The sequence below is a fragment of the Ruegeria sp. HKCCA5426 genome (assembly GCF_013034585.1).
Taxonomy (GTDB): domain Bacteria; phylum Pseudomonadota; class Alphaproteobacteria; order Rhodobacterales; family Rhodobacteraceae; genus Ruegeria.
Window position 1 is genome coordinate 166,880 of sequence record NZ_WQGH01000003.1, and the last position, 18,244, is coordinate 185,123.

At 57.4% G+C, this 18,244-nt stretch carries 16 protein-coding genes; 10 read left to right on the top strand and 6 right to left on the bottom strand.

The window, feature by feature from the left end:
- Positions 1-24 precede the first annotated feature (24 nt).
- Together GOV87_RS20400 and GOV87_RS20640 are read right to left on the bottom strand one after the other, a co-directional pair.
- Complete coding sequence (locus GOV87_RS20400) at positions 25-651, bottom strand: 5'-nucleotidase C-terminal domain-containing protein (protein ID WP_371813474.1); 627 nt, start codon at positions 649-651, stop codon at positions 25-27.
- Entirely contained in the window at positions 572-1,828 is a 1,257-nt protein-coding gene (locus tag GOV87_RS20640) for a hypothetical protein (protein ID WP_371813466.1), read from the bottom strand. Before GOV87_RS20640 ends, GOV87_RS20400 begins: the two co-directional genes overlap by 80 nt.
- A 242-nt stretch (positions 1,829-2,070) precedes the next feature.
- On the opposite strand from GOV87_RS20640, the gene nudC reads away from it, so the two are divergent.
- Together nudC and GOV87_RS05975 are read left to right on the top strand one after the other, a co-directional pair.
- Positions 2,071-3,051 carry an NAD(+) diphosphatase gene (gene nudC / locus GOV87_RS05970; protein ID WP_171211176.1) on the top strand — a complete coding sequence of 327 codons (981 nt, stop codon included), beginning with the start codon at positions 2,071-2,073 and terminating at the stop codon, positions 3,049-3,051.
- A 40-nt stretch (positions 3,052-3,091) separates the two neighbouring features.
- Positions 3,092-3,595, top strand: coding sequence for an SRPBCC family protein (locus tag GOV87_RS05975; protein ID WP_171211177.1), 504 nt, complete (start codon positions 3,092-3,094; stop codon positions 3,593-3,595).
- Here GOV87_RS05975 and GOV87_RS05980 read toward each other — a convergent pair.
- Complete coding sequence (locus tag GOV87_RS05980) at positions 3,592-4,425, bottom strand: prephenate dehydratase (RefSeq protein WP_171211178.1); 834 nt, start codon at positions 4,423-4,425, stop codon at positions 3,592-3,594. The genes GOV87_RS05975 and GOV87_RS05980 overlap by 4 nt on opposite strands.
- Positions 4,426-4,544: 119 nt before the next feature.
- Here GOV87_RS05980 and GOV87_RS05985 point away from each other — a divergent pair, with 119 nt between their 5' ends.
- From GOV87_RS05985 to GOV87_RS06005, 5 genes are all read left to right on the top strand, one after another.
- Positions 4,545-5,054, top strand: a complete 510-nt coding sequence (locus GOV87_RS05985) for a cytochrome c family protein (protein WP_171126447.1) — start codon at positions 4,545-4,547, stop codon at positions 5,052-5,054.
- Between the two features lie 173 nt (positions 5,055-5,227).
- Positions 5,228-7,138: an extracellular solute-binding protein gene (locus tag GOV87_RS05990; RefSeq protein ID WP_171126311.1), complete on the top strand. Its 1,911-nt coding sequence runs from the start codon at positions 5,228-5,230 to the stop codon at positions 7,136-7,138.
- A 1-nt stretch (position 7,139) separates the two neighbouring features.
- Positions 7,140-8,234, top strand: coding sequence for a microcin C ABC transporter permease YejB (locus tag GOV87_RS05995; RefSeq protein WP_170386010.1), 1,095 nt, complete (start codon positions 7,140-7,142; stop codon positions 8,232-8,234).
- On the top strand, positions 8,235-9,341 hold the full coding sequence (locus tag GOV87_RS06000) for an ABC transporter permease (RefSeq protein ID WP_170386007.1): 1,107 nt from the start codon (positions 8,235-8,237) through the stop codon (positions 9,339-9,341).
- Positions 9,338-10,915 carry an ABC transporter ATP-binding protein gene (locus GOV87_RS06005; RefSeq protein ID WP_171211179.1) on the top strand — a complete coding sequence of 526 codons (1,578 nt, stop codon included), beginning with the start codon at positions 9,338-9,340 and terminating at the stop codon, positions 10,913-10,915. Before GOV87_RS06000 ends, GOV87_RS06005 begins: the two co-directional genes overlap by 4 nt.
- Positions 10,916-10,934: 19 nt before the next feature.
- Here GOV87_RS06005 and GOV87_RS06010 read toward each other — a convergent pair whose 3' ends face one another.
- Positions 10,935-12,863: an elongation factor G gene (locus tag GOV87_RS06010; RefSeq protein ID WP_171211180.1), complete on the bottom strand. Its 1,929-nt coding sequence runs from the start codon at positions 12,861-12,863 to the stop codon at positions 10,935-10,937.
- 205 nt (positions 12,864-13,068) lie between these two features.
- A complete protein-coding gene (gene hemN, locus GOV87_RS06015) occupies positions 13,069-14,424 on the bottom strand; it encodes an oxygen-independent coproporphyrinogen III oxidase (protein WP_171211181.1) in 1,356 nt (451 codons plus the stop codon).
- 61 nt (positions 14,425-14,485) lie between these two features.
- On the opposite strand from hemN, the gene fnrL reads away from it, so the two are divergent.
- Positions 14,486-15,229 carry a transcriptional regulator FnrL gene (fnrL, locus tag GOV87_RS06020; protein WP_171126306.1) on the top strand — a complete coding sequence of 248 codons (744 nt, stop codon included), beginning with the start codon at positions 14,486-14,488 and terminating at the stop codon, positions 15,227-15,229.
- 61 nt (positions 15,230-15,290) lie between these two features.
- Positions 15,291-15,545, top strand: a complete 255-nt coding sequence (locus GOV87_RS06025) for a GlsB/YeaQ/YmgE family stress response membrane protein (RefSeq protein WP_171124335.1) — start codon at positions 15,291-15,293, stop codon at positions 15,543-15,545.
- Between the two features lie 42 nt (positions 15,546-15,587).
- Here GOV87_RS06025 and GOV87_RS06030 read toward each other — a convergent pair whose 3' ends face one another.
- A complete protein-coding gene (locus GOV87_RS06030) occupies positions 15,588-16,427 on the bottom strand; it encodes a universal stress protein (protein ID WP_171211182.1) in 840 nt (279 codons plus the stop codon).
- Positions 16,428-16,623: 196 nt separating this feature from the next.
- On the opposite strand from GOV87_RS06030, the gene ccoN reads away from it, so the two are divergent.
- Positions 16,624-18,231, top strand: a complete 1,608-nt coding sequence (gene ccoN / locus GOV87_RS06035; protein WP_171124330.1) for a cytochrome-c oxidase, cbb3-type subunit I — start codon at positions 16,624-16,626, stop codon at positions 18,229-18,231.
- The last annotated feature ends 13 nt before the right edge of the window (positions 18,232-18,244 follow it).

The window sequence follows — 18,244 nt, forward strand, 5'->3', positions numbered from 1 at the left end:
ATTTCGTTTGCGGATGACAACCCGTCACAGCGTAAGCCGGATTAGTAAAAAACCATCGTCATCGCGCCCAATGACTGACGGGTTATACGTCTGCAATTCAGCTAAATGGTGCTGCGCCTTGGGACTGGTTCTGAGAATCGCAAACGCCCCGGATAGCGGTCTGAGTGTGAATGGCCGCGGCGCATCCGCCAACGGATCCGCGGGAAGGCGGCCCGCGACATAATCCCGAACAATGCATTGGATCGACAAAACTGGTAACGGAATCTGCCTTGCGGTGTCTACGAAGGGGAAATGCCCACCTCCGCTGGCCCGGTAGTTGTTGAGGGCAACAACAAAGGATTGCTGATCGTCGATAGGGTGCTCGGCAAGGCGAATATTCTTGACGCGGTTATGCGATGAATTCGTCAAATTGCCGCCCGCGTCGAACCGCGCGGGCATACCAAGGTCGATCTGGTGGCTAAGGCCGTGCAGGATATCAAAATTGTAACCGGCGCGAGCGGAATTCCGCAGTTCGATTTGTTGACCTGCGTGCATTTGATTGAGCACGCCAGCCGACATCTCAAGCCAGTCTCTAATCTGCGCGCCCGAAACCACGACGGCCTGCATTTCGTTTGGAAAGATGTTCAGGTCGTTGACATGGCGAAGCCGGATTTGACCCGCCGGAACGTCGGTAAAGGATCGTGGCCCTGCGCGCCCTCCGAATTTCGAAGGCGATACGGCTGACAGAACCGGTAGGCCCTCGTGCGTTGTTCCTTTTAGGAAGGGGCGCAACGCGGCGGCTTGCGCTGCCGCGACCAGCGCAAGCCCCCCTGTCCGGCGCACAGAAGCTGAAATAACTGTGCAAATTCTGACGCGTTTCGCCGACAGGCTTGGCCGAGTGCAACCGTGTCTCTTTATGTGCTTGTGCGAACAGACGCTTCAGATCAGTGTCCTCTTCCGTCGGGGCCGCGGGCGTCGCTGGTGAAACAGAATGCAGTTCCACATGTTGGTTCCCAATCGACCACCCGCCCGCGTCTTTTTGGTGCAACGTCAGGTCAATGATGCCCAGATGCGAACCGGCCGCGCCCGGCATCACAACCGGTTTTCCGTGAACAAGACCGTGTTGTGGGTCTACATGCTTCAGACCCTGATGAGCAGAGCCGGGCAGGGTCAAGTGGGAATGCCCAGCAATAATCGCATCAATTCCGGGCACCGCTGCCAGGGGGATAGCCGCATTCTCAAGGTTGGGCGCGGGTGCAGCGGCGCCAAGCCCTGTATGGGCAAGTGCCACAATCAGATCGCATCCCCCGGATCGCAATTCCCGCGTTTTTCGATGGGCGCACGTCAGGATGTCCTCTACCGAAACGGCACCTTTCAGGCGGTGCGCTTCCCACTTGGCCGTCTGCGGTGGGAGGACAGAGAACACACCGATTTTCAAAACCAGATCTTGCCCCTGCATTTTGATGTTCCGGTCAAGAATCGTATGCGCCTGCCAGCTTGCCGGGCGGTCGGCTCTGGTGGTATTGCTGCAAATGACCGGGCACGTGGCTTGGGCGACTATGCGGTCCAGTACCTCAAGCCCGAACCCAAAGTCATGGTTTCCCAATCCAACGGCGTCATAACCAAGGTCATCAAAGGCTTGCATCAGGATGTGACGGCTGTCGGTCTGCGCCACGGCCCATTCACCAATGGGCGCACCTTGAAGGGCGTCACCATTGTCGAACAGCAAGACAAGGCGCCCTTGAGACTGGGCCTGCGTTCGGGCCGCTTTGATCAGACTTGCGGTTCTGCTCAGGCCGATCGAAGGGTCAGTAGTGTCCGCATAATAGTCGAATCCGGTCAAATTCATGTGCAGATCGGTTGTCGCCAATATCCGGATCTGCGCTGTCATTAAGGAAGAGGGAGGTTTCACTACTCTACTTTTGGCAGTTTTTTATTAATCAATTTCAACAAAAAGCGTATCAGGTGCAAATTTCAAGGTCAGGCTAAGGCTTTTCAGCGGCACTGGAACTTTTTCATAAGAAGCTGAAAAGCCATTGCAACGTCGTGGCTGCCATGGCAGCCCTGTGCGGAAAATCCGAAGGAACTGCAATGAAAAACGCGGAACATGTGACGTTTGGTGGCTCTGGCCTGGATCGTGCAGCGCATATTCGCGCAGACGCAGATGAGATCGCGCTGGCGCGCGCGAATCCCGAGGCACGGTGCATTTTGCTGTGGCGTGGCAAGCTGTTGGTTCAGGGGGAGGCGCTGGATCGGCTGGGTTTCATCCCAATGACGCATCAACTGGTGAACAACGGACCCGGCGGTATCACGGAGGAGCCGATATTTTTGGGCTTGTCCGACGACGCGCCCGTGTTTGCCGTCGATATTTCGAACTGGGCCGCCTATGATCTGGATATCTCGCAGGTCGGCGGTTTCTTTGACAGGTCCGAGCAGCAGCATCCCGGTCTGCCCAATGGGTTCGTCTTTGCCGAACTGCGCCGCATTATGACCCGCCTGTCCCCGCGTGACGCAGAATTGGCGGCCTCGGCCAAGGCTGTGATTGGCTGGCACGAAACGCATCGGTTTTGTGCCCGGTGCGGTGCGGCCAGCGAAATGACGCAGGCCGGATGGCAGCGTAGCTGCCCCAGTTGCGGTGGGCACCATTTTCCACGCACAGATCCGGTTGTCATCATGCTGATCACACACGGAGAAACGGTTCTGGTCGGTCGATCACCGGGCTGGCCCGAGGGGATGTATTCGCTGCTTGCCGGGTTTGTCGAACCGGGTGAGACACTGGAAGCCGCCGTCAGGCGCGAAGTCATGGAAGAGGCGGGCGTGCCTGTTGGCCGGGTCTCTTACCTGTCCAGCCAGCCTTGGCCCTTTCCCGCTTCGCTGATGTTTGGCTGCGCGGGTGAGGCGCTGTCCAAAGAGATCAAAATTGATCCGGTTGAGATTGAAGACGCGATGTGGGTCAGCAAGTCAGAGATGATGCAGGCCTTCGCGGGCGAACACCCAAACCTTCTGCCTGCGCGTAAAGGTGCCATTGCACATTTCCTTTTGCAAAACTGGCTTGCGGACACGCTGGACTGACAAAATACTGGGCTGACAAGTAAGAGAGCCGCGAACTGAAATGCAATTCACTGCGCGTGAAGATATCCAAGCCCCGATCAACGCCGTGTTCGAGATGGTCACTGATTTTGAGCGTTTTGAACGAATGGCGATGCGCCGGGGAATCGAAGTGCGGCGCCTGACCGGCCATATGGGCGTGGTCCCCGGAACAACCTGGACAACGGAATTCAGGCTGCGTGGCAAACCGCGGCAGGTCGAGATCGTGATGGCCGAATGCGATCCGCCATCACAGATGCGGTTCGAGGCGACGGGAAAAGGACTGAACGGCACGACGACCGTCGAGTTTATGGCCTTGTCGCAGCGCCGCACTCGCCTGGAAGTGGACATGTCACTCGCGGCCAAGTCGCTGCCTGCCCGGCTTTTCCTGCAATCCCTCCGGCTGGGTCAAAACCGGTTCCGGCGTCGGTTTCAGGCGCGCCTAAGCGAATTCGCCAGAGAGATGGAAGAACGACATCATCATGGCATCGGACCGGATTTGGCAGGCGCCGCAGGAAAAAGCTGCTAGCCGCGCGGCTGGGCAGCCGGGTAGACGCCCAGAATCTCGACGTTGGTGGTAAAGTGCTCCAGCTCTTCCATCGCCAGTTTTACATTCCGGTCTTCCGGGTGTCCGACGATGTCCGCGTAGAATTGCGTGGCGGTGAATGATCCATCCACCATGTAACTTTCCAGCTTGGTCATGTTGATGCCATTGGTCGCGAATCCGCCCATCGCCTTGTACAGCGCCGCAGGAATATTGCGCACCTGAAAGACAAAGCTGGTGATCATGCCGTGTTCGCCACGCCGGGACATATCCGCCTGATGCGACATGACCAGAAACCGGGTGGTGTTGTTGTCGCGATCTTCAATGTGTCGGGCCATGACGTTCAGGCCGTAAATTTCGCCAGCCAGTTCACTGGCCAGCGCCGCCGAATGCAGATCGCCCTGCTCTGAAACTTCGCGGGCGGCGCGGGCATTGTCCGGGCTGACACGGCCTTTGATTCCGTGCTTCTTCAGGAACTCTGCACATTGCGGCAGCAAAACCAGATGAGAGTGCGCCTCGGTAATATCTTCAAGCTTGGCGCCCGGAACGGTCAGTAGATTGATGTGAACCCGGACAAATGCCTCGTCAATGATGTGCAGGCCGCTATGGGGCAGTAGACGGTGTATGTCGGCGACGCGGCCATAGGTCGTGTTTTCCACCGGCAGCATCGCCAGATCAGCTTCACCCGATCGGACCGATTCGATCACATCCTCGAATGTGCGGCAGGGCAGGGCCTCCATGTCGGGGCGGGCATTGCGGCAGGCCTCGTGACTATAGGCGCCGGGTTCTCCCTGAAATGCGATACGTTTGGTCATTTGGTCGATTCCGTGCAACAAGTTCTTGAATTGGGCGTTTAGTCGCGGTGTCTATACCTTGCCTCTTGCTAGGGGAAGCCTTAGACACCCCGCAGACAGCTGAAATGGACTCGCGATCAATGTTCGACACGATGACAGTTACCAAGGCCGCCGCAGGCCTGTTTGGCACCTTTCTGGTGCTGCTTCTGGCCAAATGGGGTGCCGAAGCTCTTTACCACGCCGATGGGCATGGCGAGACAGCCGCATATATCATCGAAACCGAAAGCGCGGGTGAAAGCGCTGACGGCGAAGAGGTGGTTTTCGAAGATATGCTGGCCGCCGCTGACCCCGAAAAAGGCGCCAGAGTTTTCCGCAAGTGCACCGCATGTCACAAGCTGGAAGACGGCGCGAACGGCACCGGCCCCTACCTGTACGGTGTAGTTGACCGCCCGGTCGCCTCGGCAAACGGTTTCACAGGCTACTCAGCTGCCATGCAGGCCCATGGCGGAAACTGGACACCCGAAGCGCTGGATGCCTTCCTGGAGCGCCCAAGCGCGTATATCTCGGGCACTTCCATGAGCTTTGCCGGCCTGAAAAAGCCGCAAGAGCGCGCCGACCTGATTGCTTATCTGCAGACAATCGGCAACTGATCCGATACTCGGTTTTCCCGATTTTCAAAGCCGCTGCTTCCCGCAGCGGCTTTATTTTTGTTTAAGAAGAACTTCACAAAGCGTTCACGCATTCTAAACTTGCATATGACAGCGCTGGTCTTTTAGCTGGCGCTTACAAGGTTAAAGAAGTCAACGAACCAGAGGATGAGCATATGAAACCCCTGCCGCCTGCACCGCGCGTAACGACTGTTCGGCCTTGGGCAGCCTTTATGGGAATTGCCGCGGCGCTCATGCTTGGGGTTGGTGACAAAGCTGTTGCCGCCGAGGAAAACGTCACCCGCAGCCACGGCTATTCCTACTTTGGAAACCTCGACTATCCCGCTGACTATCCGCACCTGAACTATGTGAACCCCGATGCCCCAAAGGGCGGAGAGTTGTCGCTTGCTGGATCAGGTACATTCGATTCTCTGAACCCGTACTCGCGCAAAGGCCGGGCCGGGGCGCTTACGACGCTGCAATACGACTCGTTGATCGACAGTACTTCGGACAGCGTCGGGCAATATTACGGTTTGCTCGCGGAAAGCATGGAATACGACGAAGGCCGCAATTATGTGATTTTCCACATGCGCCCCGAGGCGACGTTTTGGGACGGAACGCCGGTCACGGCCGAGGATGTGGTCTATAGCCATCGCCTGTTTATCGAACAGGGTCTGCCATCCTATGCGCAGGCGGTTGGGCGGATGGTTACCGGGGCTGAGGCGCTGGATGACCACACAGTCAAGTTCACCTTCAGCCCCGACGTGACAAGACGGGGGTTGATTGAAACTGTCGGATCAACGCCAGTTTTCTCAAAAGCGTGGTTCGAAGCGGACGAGAGCAGGCGTCTGGATGAACCCCGGCTTGAGGTGGCGGTGGGCTCGGGGCCGTACAAACTTGACAGCTACGACATCAATCGCCGCATCGTTTACAAGCTTCGGGACGATTATTGGGCGAAAGATCTGCCGATCAATGTGGGCCGCAACAATTATGGCACCATACGGGTCGAGTATTTCGCCGACCAGACCGCCGCCTTCGAAGGGTTCAAGGCGGGTGAGTATACCATGCGTATCGAAAGTGACCCAAAACTCTGGGCCTCTAGCTACGACTTTCCAAAACTAAGCGCAGGCTCGGTCGTGCGGGATGAAATCACCGATGGCAGCCCACCGACACCATCGGGCTTTGTCTTCAACCTCGGCAAGCCCCAATTCGCGGATAAAAACGTGCGCAAGGCTTTGGCGCTGGCGTTCAATTTCGAATGGGCCAATGAATCACTGATGTTCGGGTTAAATACTCCCCGGAACTCTTTTGTTCAGGGCACGCATCTAGAAGCCACCGGCGCGCCGGAAGGTGCTGAACTGGCGTTTCTGGAGTCGCTGGGTGATGTGGTCCCAGCAGATGTTCTGAGCGAACCGGCCCTGTTGACGCACGAGTCCAACCCGGCGCGGTTGAACGATCGCCGCAACCTGCGCAAGGCGTCGAAACTTCTGGATGAGGCCGGGTGGCCGGTGGGCGATGGAAATCTGCGTCGCAATGCGGCAGGTGAAACCCTGAAGGTGAACATTCCCTATGCGTCCAGTATTCCAACCTCGACCGCGACGATGATCGAAACCTTTGTGCAGAACCTGCAGTCGATCGGCGTTGACGCTTCGGCGGAAAAGGTGGACCCGTCTCAGTTCACCTTGCGCAGGCGCGAGCGGGATTACGATATGGTGTATTCCAATCGGTATGGATCATTCCTGTCGACCGGTGGCGGTTTGAGCCAGATGTATGGTTCGGAAGAGGCAGCGTTCAGCCTGTTCAACCCCGCCGGACTTGCCAGCCCGCTGGTGGATGCCGTGATCGAAGCCTCTTTTGACACCACAAATCAGGCGGAACAGGACGCGGCGCTTATGGCGCTGGATCGTGTGTTGCGGTACGAGTTCTTCATCATCCCCGATGGATATGTGGCGGACTACTGGACGGCCTATTACGACATGTATGAGTACCCCGAAAACCTGCCGCCATTTACGCTTGGCTATCTCGATCTTTGGTGGGTCAACCCCGAGAAAGAGGCTGCATTAAAGGCGAAGGGCGCGCTGCGGTAACATGGGCGCATATATACTAAGACGTCTGTTGCTGGTTATTCCCACGCTTCTGGGCATTATGATCGTCAACTTCACACTGGTTCAGTTTGTACCGGGTGGACCGATCGAACAGATTATCGCGCAGATCGAAGGCCAAGGCGACGTTTTTGCGGGCTTCGCCGGTGCCGGAGATGCCGGTGCCGCCGCCGAACCCGCCGGAGGCTCGTTTGACGACAAATACGTCGGCGCCCGAGGATTGCCGCCGGAATTCATTGCAGAGCTGGAAAAAGAGTTCGGGTTCGACAAGCCGCCGCTGGAACGGTTCCTGTCCATGATGGGCAACTACCTGACACTGGACTTTGGCGAGAGCTATTTCCGGTCGATCAGCGTTATTGATCTGGTCCTCGAAAAAATGCCTGTCTCGATCTCGCTGGGTCTGTGGTCGACGCTGATTGCTTATCTGGTGTCGATCCCGCTGGGCATTCGCAAGGCGATCAAGGATGGTTCGACCTTTGACACCTGGACAAGCGGCACGATCATCGTGGCTTATGCCATTCCCGGTTTCCTGTTCGCAATCCTGTTGCTGGTGCTGTTTGCTGGTGGGTCATATTGGCAGATTTTCCCGTTGCGGGGGCTGACATCGGACAATTGGGACAGCCTTAGCCTGATGGGAAAAATTGCGGACTATTTCTGGCACATCACTTTGCCGATTATCGCGCTGACCATCTCGGCCTTTGCGACCCTGACGCTGCTGACCAAGAACTCGTTCCTGGACGAGATTAAGAAACAGTACGTGATGACAGCCCGCGCCAAAGGTTTGAGCGAAGGCAAGGTGCTGTACGGTCACGTGTTTCGCAACGCCATGCTGATCGTGATCGCCGGGTTCCCTGCTGTGTTCATCGGCGTGTTCTTTGGCGGGTCGATCATTATCGAAACTATCTTCTCGCTGGATGGGTTGGGCCGATTGGGGTTCGAGGCCGCCGTTGCTCGCGATTACCCGGTGATCTTTGGCACGCTGTTTATCTTTGGCCTGATGGGTCTGGTTGTCGGCATCATCAGTGATCTGATGTATGTGCTGGTCGACCCGCGCATCGATTTCGAAAAGCGGGAGGGGTAGATGGCGCTTTCTCCGCTGAACCAACGTCGCTGGCGCAATTTTCGGCGCAATGGCCGCGCATTCTGGTCGCTGATCATTTTTTCGATCCTGTTCGGCCTGTCGCTCTTTGCCGAATTCATCGCCAATGACAAACCGATCCTCGTGAAATACCGGGGCGAGTTTTACACGCCCGTTTTCAACTTCTATGCCGAAACCGAATTTGGGGGCGATTTCCAGACCGAAGCGATCTATCGCGATCCTGAGGTGCGCTGCCTGATCGACAGCGGCGGGTTGGAGCAATGTTTTGACGACCCCGAGGGCATTATCGAGCAGATCGACGCCGGTACGTTCCAAGCCGAAGGGTTCGAGCGCGGATGGGCCATCTGGCCCCTGATCCCCTATTCCTTCAACACCAGCGTTGACCGGCCGGGTGCCGCGCCGCTGCCGCCAAATGGCCAGAACCTTCTGGGCACGGACGACACCAAGCGCGATGTGCTGGCGCGGGTGATTTACGGATTCCGGCTGTCGATCCTGTTCACCCTGATGGTTACCGGCGTTGCCAGCCTGATCGGGATTTTCGCCGGAGCCATTCAGGGGTTCTTTGGCGGATGGCTGGACCTGATCTTCCAGCGGATCATCGAGATATGGTCCGCGACCCCCTCGCTTTACGTGATCATCATCATGTTTGCCATTCTGGGCCGAAGTTTCTGGTTGCTGGTTGCGTTGATGATCCTGTTTAGCTGGACAGGGCTGGTTGGGGTTGTCCGGGCCGAATTCCTGCGGGCCCGGAACCTTGAATATGTGCGCGCGGCGCGGGCGCTGGGCGTGGGCAACATGACCATCATGTTCCGGCACATGCTGCCGAATGCGATGGTCGCGACGCTGACCTTCATGCCGTTTATCGTCACGGGAACCATTGGCGGTCTGGCTTCATTGGATTTCCTTGGCTTTGGCCTGCCATCCTCGGCCCCCTCGCTGGGTGAACTGACCTTGCAGGCGAAACAGAACCTGCAGGCACCGTGGCTGGCCTTCACTGCCTTTTTCACCTTTGCCATCATGCTGTCGTTGCTGGTCTTCATTTTTGAAGGCGTGCGCGATGCGTTTGATCCCAGAAAGACCTTCTCATGAGCCTTTTGGATGTGAACAACCTCAAGGTCTCGTTCAAACAGGACGGGCAGGTCAGCGCGGCGGTGAAAGGGGTGTCGTTCACCGTCGATCGTGGTGAAACGGTAGCTCTGGTAGGTGAGTCCGGGTCGGGAAAATCCGTTACGGCCTTGTCGACAGTGTCGCTGCTGGGCGACAGCGCGATCGTCGAAGGCTCGGTTCGCTATGACGGGAATGAGATGATCGGCGCGTCCGAGGACAGGTTGATGGATGTGCGCGGCAACGACATCAGCTTTATCTTCCAAGAGCCGATGACCTCGCTCAACCCGCTGCACACGATCCAGAAACAGATGGCTGAGTCTCTGGCCCTGCATCAGGGCTTGACCGGTGATGCGGCGCGTGACCGAATTGTCGAGCTGCTGACAAAGGTTGGTATTCGCGACCCGCAGGATCGACTGGACAGCTATCCGCACCAGTTGTCGGGCGGGCAGCGCCAACGCGTGATGATCGCGATGGCGCTGGCCAACAAGCCCGACATTCTGATCGCGGATGAACCGACAACGGCGCTGGACGTCACTATTCAGGCACAGATCCTGGAACTGCTGGCCGAGTTGCAGAAATCCGAAAATATGGGAATGCTGTTCATTACCCATGACCTTGGCATTGTACGCCGGATTGCGGACCGTGTGTGCGTGATGAAGGATGGTGAAATCGTCGAAACCGGCCCGACAGTCGCGATTTTCGACAACCCACAACACCCTTATACGCGCAAGCTGCTGGCGGCCGAGCCGTCCGGTCACCCGCAAGCGGTGGCCGCAGACGCAGAAGAGGTCGCGCGAACAGATCACCTTAAGGTCTGGTTTCCAATCCAGCGCGGGTTCCTGAAGCGGACGGTGGGACACGTCAAGGCGGTCAACGACGCCACGCTTAGCGTGCGGGCGGGTGAGACGTTGGGAATTGTGGGCGAAAGTGGTTCGGGCAAGACAACGCTGGCTTTGGCGATCATGCGCCTGATTGCGTCCGAGGGTGGCATCACCTTCCGCGATCAGGATGTCCGGCGTTGGTCCACGCGAGAACTGCGGCGCCTGCGCAAGGACATGCAGATCGTGTTTCAGGACCCGTTCGGTAGCCTGAGCCCGCGTATGACGTGCCAGCAGATCATTGCCGAAGGTTTGGCAATTCACAAAGTCGACCCGCACCGCGCCCCGCGTGAACTGGTGACTGAGGTGATGACGGAAGTGGGGCTGGATCCGGCTGCAATGGACCGGTACCCGCACGAGTTTTCAGGCGGTCAGCGTCAGCGGATCGCCATCGCGCGTGCGATGGTGTTGCGGCCCAAGTTGCTGGTTCTGGATGAACCGACCAGTGCGCTGGACATGACGGTGCAGGTTCAAATCGTCGACTTGCTGCGTGACCTGCAGAAGAAATACGGTTTGGCCTACCTGTTCATTAGCCACGATCTGAAGGTCGTGCGCGCCATGTCCCATAACGTTATCGTTATGCGAAACGGTGATGTGGTTGAAATGGGCACCGCCGAGGATTTGTTTGAGAACGCCCAGACAGACTACACCCGTGAATTGATCGCAGCGGCAGGCTGAAGCCCGCCCTACAATTTGCTCAGGCGCTGGCTTTTTCCTTAGCCACCGGTTTTGGCACCGGGCCGCGCAGTTCTTCATAGTGATCAAAGCTCAGCTTGACCCAGCCGGTGCCGCGTGTCGCGCTGGCCAGACTGCGGTGCAGTTCATCCTCGGCTACTGCCGGTAGCTGCGCGTTGAAAATCTCCCAGCCTGAGGCGTTGGGATTGCCCTCAAAGCCCAGAACCTGACCCTGAAGCGAGCTGATCGTGGGAACAAGGTCGCCCACGAAATCCGAAGGCAGGTGAATCTCGGCATTTAGGATCGGCTGCAGCACCACGGGCTTGGCCTGTGGCAGCGCTTCTCGCACGGCGTTTTTTCCGGCGGTGCGGAAGGCATAATCCGAGCTGTCCACATTGTGATGCTTGCCGTCGCTCAGCGTGATTTTCACATCGACAACCGGGAACCCCTCGGGACCCTGTTCAAGCGCGTCTTTGGCCCCATGTTCGACCGAGGGGATATAGTTGCGCGGCACTGCGCCGCCCTTGACCACCTCTTCGAACTGGAACCCCGATCCGCGTGGCATGGGCGCAACCGAGATGACGACATCGGCGAATTGCCCGGCCCCGCCGGACTGTTTGCGATGGCGATGGCGATGTTCAATCGGTGTGCGAATGGTTTCCCGATACGCGGTTTCAACCGGATCGGCGACGATCTCGATCCCGAAGTCTTCGGCCAGTTTCGCGCTGACACGGCGCATATGCTGCGGACCCTGCGATCCCAGAACTGAATGACCGCTAAGTTCGTCCTGTTCCATGTGTAGGCCCGGGTCAATCTCAACCAGCCGGGTCAGGGCATTGGACAAACGCACATCGTCGCGTTCATGCGCGGGTGAGACCACCTGACGGTGAGCCGCCGGATGGGATAAGGCCCACTCGGGCAACGGCGTGGCCTCTTTGCTGTCATAGAGATTGCCGGGGTTCAGGTGATCAGATTTGACCGCCAACCCGATTTGACCCGCGCCCAGCTTGTCGATCTGGGTTTTTGCATCCAGTCCCGTCAGATTGCCAACGGTTTCACCTCCCAGCGGCTCATGGGCTTTTACGCCGTCGCCCAGTCCGCGTAGGACAATGATCTTGCCGATATGTTTTTTCACATCGGCAAACCCGGCGATCGCGCGGGCGTTTTCGGCGGCTTCGTCGCGTCCGGCTGCGATGTCAAACTCGGGCGCTTCATGCCGCAGGGCTTTCATCAGGCGTGTCAGGCCGTTTCCATGGCTGGCGGACCCCAGACAGGCCGGGATAAGCTGATGGTTCTGCAGCACCTGCGCGGCAAGGTCATAAATCTCGGCGCTGGGGGGCTGTTTGTCTTCGATCAGTTGCTCGAGCAGGTTGTCATCAAAGTCGGACAGAGTTTCCAAAAGTTCGGTTCGGGCTTCTTGTTCACGGTCTTCCACAGATTGGGGCAACTCGATCAGGTTGGAAGGTTTCCCCTCCTGGTATTTCCAGGCCCGTTCCGAAATCAGATCGACCGCGCCAACGATGGAGTCTCCGTCACGGATGGGCACTTGCCGCAACGCGATGTGATGAACGCAATAGGTCTGTAGTGCCGCGATGATATCCCTAATGCGTCCATTCGGGCTGTCCATCCGGTTGATGAAAAGGAAGCAGGGAATCCCGGCCTCTTCCACCAACCTCAGATAAGGGGCGCACAGAACGGCTGCGTCCGGGTCCGGGGGCACAACCACAACAGCCGCGTCGGAAATGGCCATCGCCGGGCCGACATAGCCCAGGTTATCCCCGCCGCCATCCACGTCAACGGCGCACCATTGCTCGCCCAAATAAGAAAAACCGTGCAAATGCACGGTTCCGGACACGTCGAATGTGGTGGGTCGACCGTCGAGGCGGCTGATGGCCTCGACCAGGGTTGTCTTGCCCGACTGACTGGGGCCGAGGACGGTGAAAACGCGCATGAGTGCTGTCCCTCTTTCAGGTTGCAGTAATACCTGCACGAACAGGGTCGTCCCACGCGGATGCGTCGGCAAGAACTGTCTGCGAATTCACCTGCCTCAGGGTGCGGATCGCACCCCCCAAGTGTGGAGAAAATCGGATACCTGCGTCAAGCCCCTGCACGAATGTCACGGTGACAGGCCGCAGAGCCTGCCCAAATGCAAGACGTCAGATCGCCGAGCTGTGGCCAGCTTTGCTCAGGTCATAGGCGTCGAAACTGCGAGCAATCATCCGGGTCAGGGCGCGGGCCTCGGGCGGAATAAACAGCCCTTCGTCGGTGACGCGCAACAGGTTGTCGAACGCGGCATTGGCCGTTTGGAACATCTGATTCAGTTCAGTGGCCGATACTTCGTGATCGCGCAGGATCTCCGCCGAATTGATCTGAAAGTCGCACATCAGCGCTTCGATCAAACGCGCTCGCAGAACATCCTGCCCTTTGAACATATGCCCGCGAGACGTCGAGAAACGCCCTTCGCGGATTGCTTTTGTGTGGGCCGACGTCGCGGGTGCGTTCTGGGCATAGCCTTGTGGAAAGCGTGAGATCGAACTGGCCCCGACTCCGATCAACACTTCGGCCTGATCGTCAGTATATCCCTGGAAATTTCGCTTGAGCCGCCCTGCTTTCAAGGCATGGGTCAGACCGTCATCCTGCGTGGCGAAGTGGTCGATTCCGATTTCCGCGTAGTTGTCCCACATGAAAAGGCGGCGAGCCGTGTCGAAAAGATCCAGCCGCTGTTCCGGCGTGGGCAGGGCATCTGACGGGATCAGCTGCTGTCGCTTGGCCATCCATGGCACATGGGCGTATCCATAAAGCGCCACCCGGTCCGGGTTAAGAGACAGAAGCTTCTGCACGCTTTCGGTCATTCGTGTTTTGGTCTGATGCGGCAAGCCATACAGGATGTCTGCATTCAAGCTGGAAATCCCACGGGCGCGGATCATATCGACCGCGTTGCGCGTGGTGTCATAGCTTTGAATCCGGCCAATGGTTTTCTGGATTTCATCGTCGAAGTCCTGAACCCCGATCGAGGCCCGGTTCATACCCGCCTCGGCCAATGCATCCAGCCGATCTGCGTCAATTTCGTTCGGGTCGATCTCGACCGAGAATTCCGCGTCAGCACCCAAGGGAACCACATCCAGAATATGAGCCGCGAGATTTCTCATCAGATCCGGGTTCAGCAAGGTGGGCGTACCGCCGCCCCAATGCAGGCGCGACAGTGTCACCCCTTGGGGCAGGCGTTCGGCCAGCAGATCCAGCTCGGCCTTCAACACGTCCACATAGGCAATGACCGGATTGTCGGTCTGGGTTCCTTGCGTGCGGCAGGCACAGAACCAGCAAAGCCTGCGGCAGAACGGAACATGGATGTACAAAGAGATGGCGCTGCCGGGCTTAATCTTGGAAATCCAGTCGCCATAACGATTTTCCCCCACGCCATTGTTGAAGTGGGGGGCGGTTGGATAGCTTGTGTAACGCGGTACTTTCGCGTCAAATAGTCCAAGCTGTGCCAGTTGTGGTTTAACAATCATGGCGATACCGTTAGAGGACGGCTCGCAAATAAACCTTGATAGAGATCAAGTGGAAACCCGCATGACACCGATGTTCAAGATCGACCATACCAATTGTGCCGACTGCCCCATTCGACATCGGGCGGTGTGCGCGCATTGCGATGCCAATGAGTTGGAAAAGCTTGAAGGCATTAAGTATTACCGCAGTTTCGAGGCTGGTCAGACAATCCTGTGGTCTGGGGATCAGATGAATTTCGTGGGTTCGGTCGTGTCGGGCATCGCGTCTTTGACGCAAACGATGGAAGACGGCCGTACTCAGATGGTCGGTCTATTGCTGCCCAGCGATTTTGTGGGGCGCCCCGGTCGCGAGTCGGCGCCCTACGACGTGCAGGCTACGACAGATCTGGTGATGTGCTGCTTTCGCAAGAAGCCCTTCGAAGAGATGATGAACGAAACCCCGCATATCGCTCATCGCCTGCTGCAGATGACGTTGGATGAACTGGATGCAGCACGTGAATGGATGTTGGTGCTAGGGCGTAAGACCGCCCGTGAAAAGATTGCCAGCCTGTTGTCCATCATCGCCCGTCGGGATGCTTCGATCAGCCACGAGGGGAACGCCGGCCCGATCGTCTTTGATTTGCCTCTGACCCGCGAGGCGATGGCGGACTACCTTGGTTTGACTTTGGAGACGGTCAGCCGCCAGATTTCGGCGCTGAAACGGGACGGCGTCATTACCCTTGAGGGCAAGCGTCACGTGACCATCCCCGATATGGGACGTCTGATGGAAGAAGCTGGTGACGATTCAGACGGTGGTTTTCTGGTCTGACGTGACCTGACGCAGTAGTCGTGGTTTAGTGGCCTGAGTGCAGTCAATTCAGGAGCAAACCATGGAATTCAGTAGCCTTCTCGCCATGATCTTCATTGGCGCCATTGCCGGTTGGCTTTCCGGCAAGATCATGGAAGGCCGGGGCTTCGGTCTGTTTGGAAACATTATTGTCGGAGTCGTTGGCGCGTTTCTGGCGGGGACGGTCTTTCCGGCGCTTGGCTTTTCGGTCGGGGGCGGCCTGTTCTCGTCAATATTCTTTGCCACGATCGGCGCAGTCATTCTGCTGTTCCTGATCGGCCTTGTAAGACGAGGGTAAAAAACCGCCCTTATTAGGGGCGGTTTTACTAACTTACCGGCTTTAATGCGCCAGAAATACGGGAACCGGGGATTGTTCCAGCATGTTCCGAGTGGCGCCGCCCAGAATGGCTTCGCGGAATCTCGAATGCCCGTAGGCGCCCATGACAATCATGTCAGCTTCAGTGTCCGAGGCGTGGCGATTCAGGATGTCTGACACGCGTGTCATCGTTTTGCTGAGAACGTCGATTTCGCACTTTACTCCGTGCCGTGCCAGCATTTGCGACAGCATCCCCCCTGGGTCGGACCGATCCGGCCCGTGGCGGGGTGGGTCGATCACGACGATCCGCACAAGTTCGGCCTGTTGCAGGAAGGGCAGGGCGCGGCGTATGGCGCGCATGGCCTCAACGCTTTCGTTCCAGCCGATCAGAATCGTCCCCGGTCGTTCGAACGGCTTTGCGTTCTCCGGGGTGATAAGCACGGGCGCGTGTCCCTCGAACATCGCGGCTTCGACTATGGGTTCGCATTCTGCGCCCCGATCTTCGCCATAGGGCTGGGGCAGAACAACCAGATCCGAAAACCGCGCGCGATGGGCGACATGACGTCCAATATCGGCGATCTGAGCCACGCCACTTTCGGCAGACCACCGAACACCGGATTTCCCCAGAAACGCGTTGGCATATTCCAGCACTTCTTCTGCTTCGGCGTTGGCGCGGCTTAGTGTTTCCTGCAGGATCAACGCATTTGCGCCGGCATAGTAATACCCTGTCTGACTACGATCCACGCCCAGACACAGCGCCTCGGCATGGGCATCCTGTGCCAAAGCAAGTGCCGCCATCTGCGCAAGGGCCGCATTCGATTGCGTGGAATCTGTCATCACAGTGAGAAGAGATTTGTAAGCCATTTTTGACCTCTTACCTTCGAACCGTTGTAAGCTGCGACTTTCCAGCCCAGTCGTTTCTTTAGGATTGTCATAGTATTCAGCGTCCTGTCTTGACACAGATCAAAGCAGTTAAAGCGGCTGTCCGAAAAAAGAACAGCCAGTCAAAAAGGTTCTGCGATATAAGAGAATCGCGCAGAGCATGGCAAAGGGACGCAATATGTCAAATTACATCAAGCTGATCGTGCTTGGTCTGATCGTGGTTTTTGCCGCGATCGGGACAAATTATGCACGCGATTTGGCGTATCAGGTGCATGCAATTCTGGTGATGCTGATCGCCGGCGGATTGTTCATCTGGACGCTTAGAAACACCGATGAGCCAGATATCCTCGTGGACCACTCGGCCGAGTATATGGACGGCGTGATCCGCTATGGCGTTATCGCGACTGCCTTCTGGGGCGTGATCGGGTTCATCGCCGGAACATTCATCGCCTTTCAATTGGCCTTTCCCGCGCTGAACTTTGAATGGGCGCAGGGCTATCTGAACTTTGGTCGGTTGCGTCCACTGCATACATCTGCGGTGATTTTCGCCTTTGGCGGCAACGCGTTGATTGCGACCTCGTTCTACGTGGTACAGCGCACCAGCGCTGCGCGTCTTTGGGGCGGCAATTTGGCGTGGTTCGTGTTCTGGGGTTATCAGCTGTTCATCGTGCTGGCGGCGACCGGCTATGTTTTGGGTGGCACGCAATCCAAGGAATATGCCGAACCCGAATGGTATGTTGACCTGTGGTTGACTATCGTCTGGGTCGCGTATCTGGCCGTTTTCCTGGGCACAGTCATTAAACGGAAAGAGCCGCATATCTATGTGGCCAACTGGTTTTACCTAGCCTTTATCGTCACCGTTGCGATGCTGCACGTGGTCAACAACCTGACCATCCCGGTCAGCATCTGGGGGTCTAAATCCGTCATCGTCTGGTCGGGCGTGCAAGACGCTATGATCCAGTGGTGGTACGGCCACAACGCCGTGGGCTTCTTCCTGACTGCGGGTTTCCTGGGCATGATGTATTACTTCATCCCGAAACAGGCGGAACGTCCGGTATTCTCGTACAAGCTGTCGATCATCCACTTCTGGGCCCTGATCTTCCTGTATATCTGGGCCGGTCCGCACCACCTGCACTATACCGCGCTGCCTGACTGGGCTTCGACGCTGGGTATGGTGTTCTCGGTCGTGCTGTGGATGCCTTCGTGGGGTGGTATGATCAACGGTCTGATGACCCTTTCGGGCGCATGGGACAAACTGCGCACTGACCCGATCATTCGCATGATGGTCATCTCGGTCGGTTTCTATGGCATGTCCACCTTCGAAGGTCCGATGATGTCGATTCGTGCCGTGAACAGCCTGTCTCACTATACTGACTGGACCATTGGTCACGTACACTCGGGCGCGTTGGGCTGGAACGGTATGATCACCTTTGGCGCGCTGTACTACTTGGTGCCTGTCCTGTGGAAGCGTGAGCGTTTGTACTCGCTGCAAATGGTTAGCTGGCACTTCTGGCTCGCTACGATCGGCATCGTTCTCTATGCCGCGTCGATGTGGGTCACCGGTATCATGGAGGGCCTGATGTGGCGCGAAGTGGATGCCAACGGCTTTTTGGTGAACTCGTTCGCTGACACCGTGGCTGCCAAGTTCCCCATGTATGTGGTGCGTGCCTTGGGTGGCGTGATGTTCGTCGCTGGTGCCGTGATCATGTGCTACAACCTGTGGATGACTGTGCGGAAAGCGCCGGCCAAAGAGGCCAGCCTGTCCGTCGCGGTCCCGGCTGAATAAGGAGGGCCGGAGC

Excerpts from the sequence above, each read along its gene's own strand:
- GOV87_RS20640 (WP_371813466.1), bottom strand. The coding sequence starts at position 1,828 with ATGAATTTGACCGGATTCGACTATTATGCGGACACTACTGACCCTTCG.
- nudC (WP_171211176.1), top strand. The coding sequence starts at position 2,071 with ATGAAAAACGCGGAACATGTGACGTTTGGTGGCTCTGGCCTGGATCGT.
- GOV87_RS05975 (WP_171211177.1), top strand. The coding sequence starts at position 3,092 with ATGCAATTCACTGCGCGTGAAGATATCCAAGCCCCGATCAACGCCGTG.
- GOV87_RS05980 (WP_171211178.1), bottom strand. The coding sequence starts at position 4,425 with ATGACCAAACGTATCGCATTTCAGGGAGAACCCGGCGCCTATAGTCAC.
- GOV87_RS05985 (WP_171126447.1), top strand. The coding sequence starts at position 4,545 with ATGTTCGACACGATGACAGTTACCAAGGCCGCCGCAGGCCTGTTTGGC.
- GOV87_RS05990 (WP_171126311.1), top strand. The coding sequence starts at position 5,228 with ATGAAACCCCTGCCGCCTGCACCGCGCGTAACGACTGTTCGGCCTTGG.
- GOV87_RS05995 (WP_170386010.1), top strand. The coding sequence starts at position 7,140 with ATGGGCGCATATATACTAAGACGTCTGTTGCTGGTTATTCCCACGCTT.
- GOV87_RS06000 (WP_170386007.1), top strand. The coding sequence starts at position 8,235 with ATGGCGCTTTCTCCGCTGAACCAACGTCGCTGGCGCAATTTTCGGCGC.
- GOV87_RS06005 (WP_171211179.1), top strand. The coding sequence starts at position 9,338 with ATGAGCCTTTTGGATGTGAACAACCTCAAGGTCTCGTTCAAACAGGAC.
- GOV87_RS06010 (WP_171211180.1), bottom strand. The coding sequence starts at position 12,863 with ATGCGCGTTTTCACCGTCCTCGGCCCCAGTCAGTCGGGCAAGACAACC.
- hemN (WP_171211181.1), bottom strand. The coding sequence starts at position 14,424 with ATGATTGTTAAACCACAACTGGCACAGCTTGGACTATTTGACGCGAAA.
- fnrL (WP_171126306.1), top strand. The coding sequence starts at position 14,486 with ATGACACCGATGTTCAAGATCGACCATACCAATTGTGCCGACTGCCCC.
- GOV87_RS06025 (WP_171124335.1), top strand. The coding sequence starts at position 15,291 with ATGGAATTCAGTAGCCTTCTCGCCATGATCTTCATTGGCGCCATTGCC.
- GOV87_RS06030 (WP_171211182.1), bottom strand. The coding sequence starts at position 16,427 with ATGGCTTACAAATCTCTTCTCACTGTGATGACAGATTCCACGCAATCG.
- ccoN (WP_171124330.1), top strand. The coding sequence starts at position 16,624 with ATGTCAAATTACATCAAGCTGATCGTGCTTGGTCTGATCGTGGTTTTT.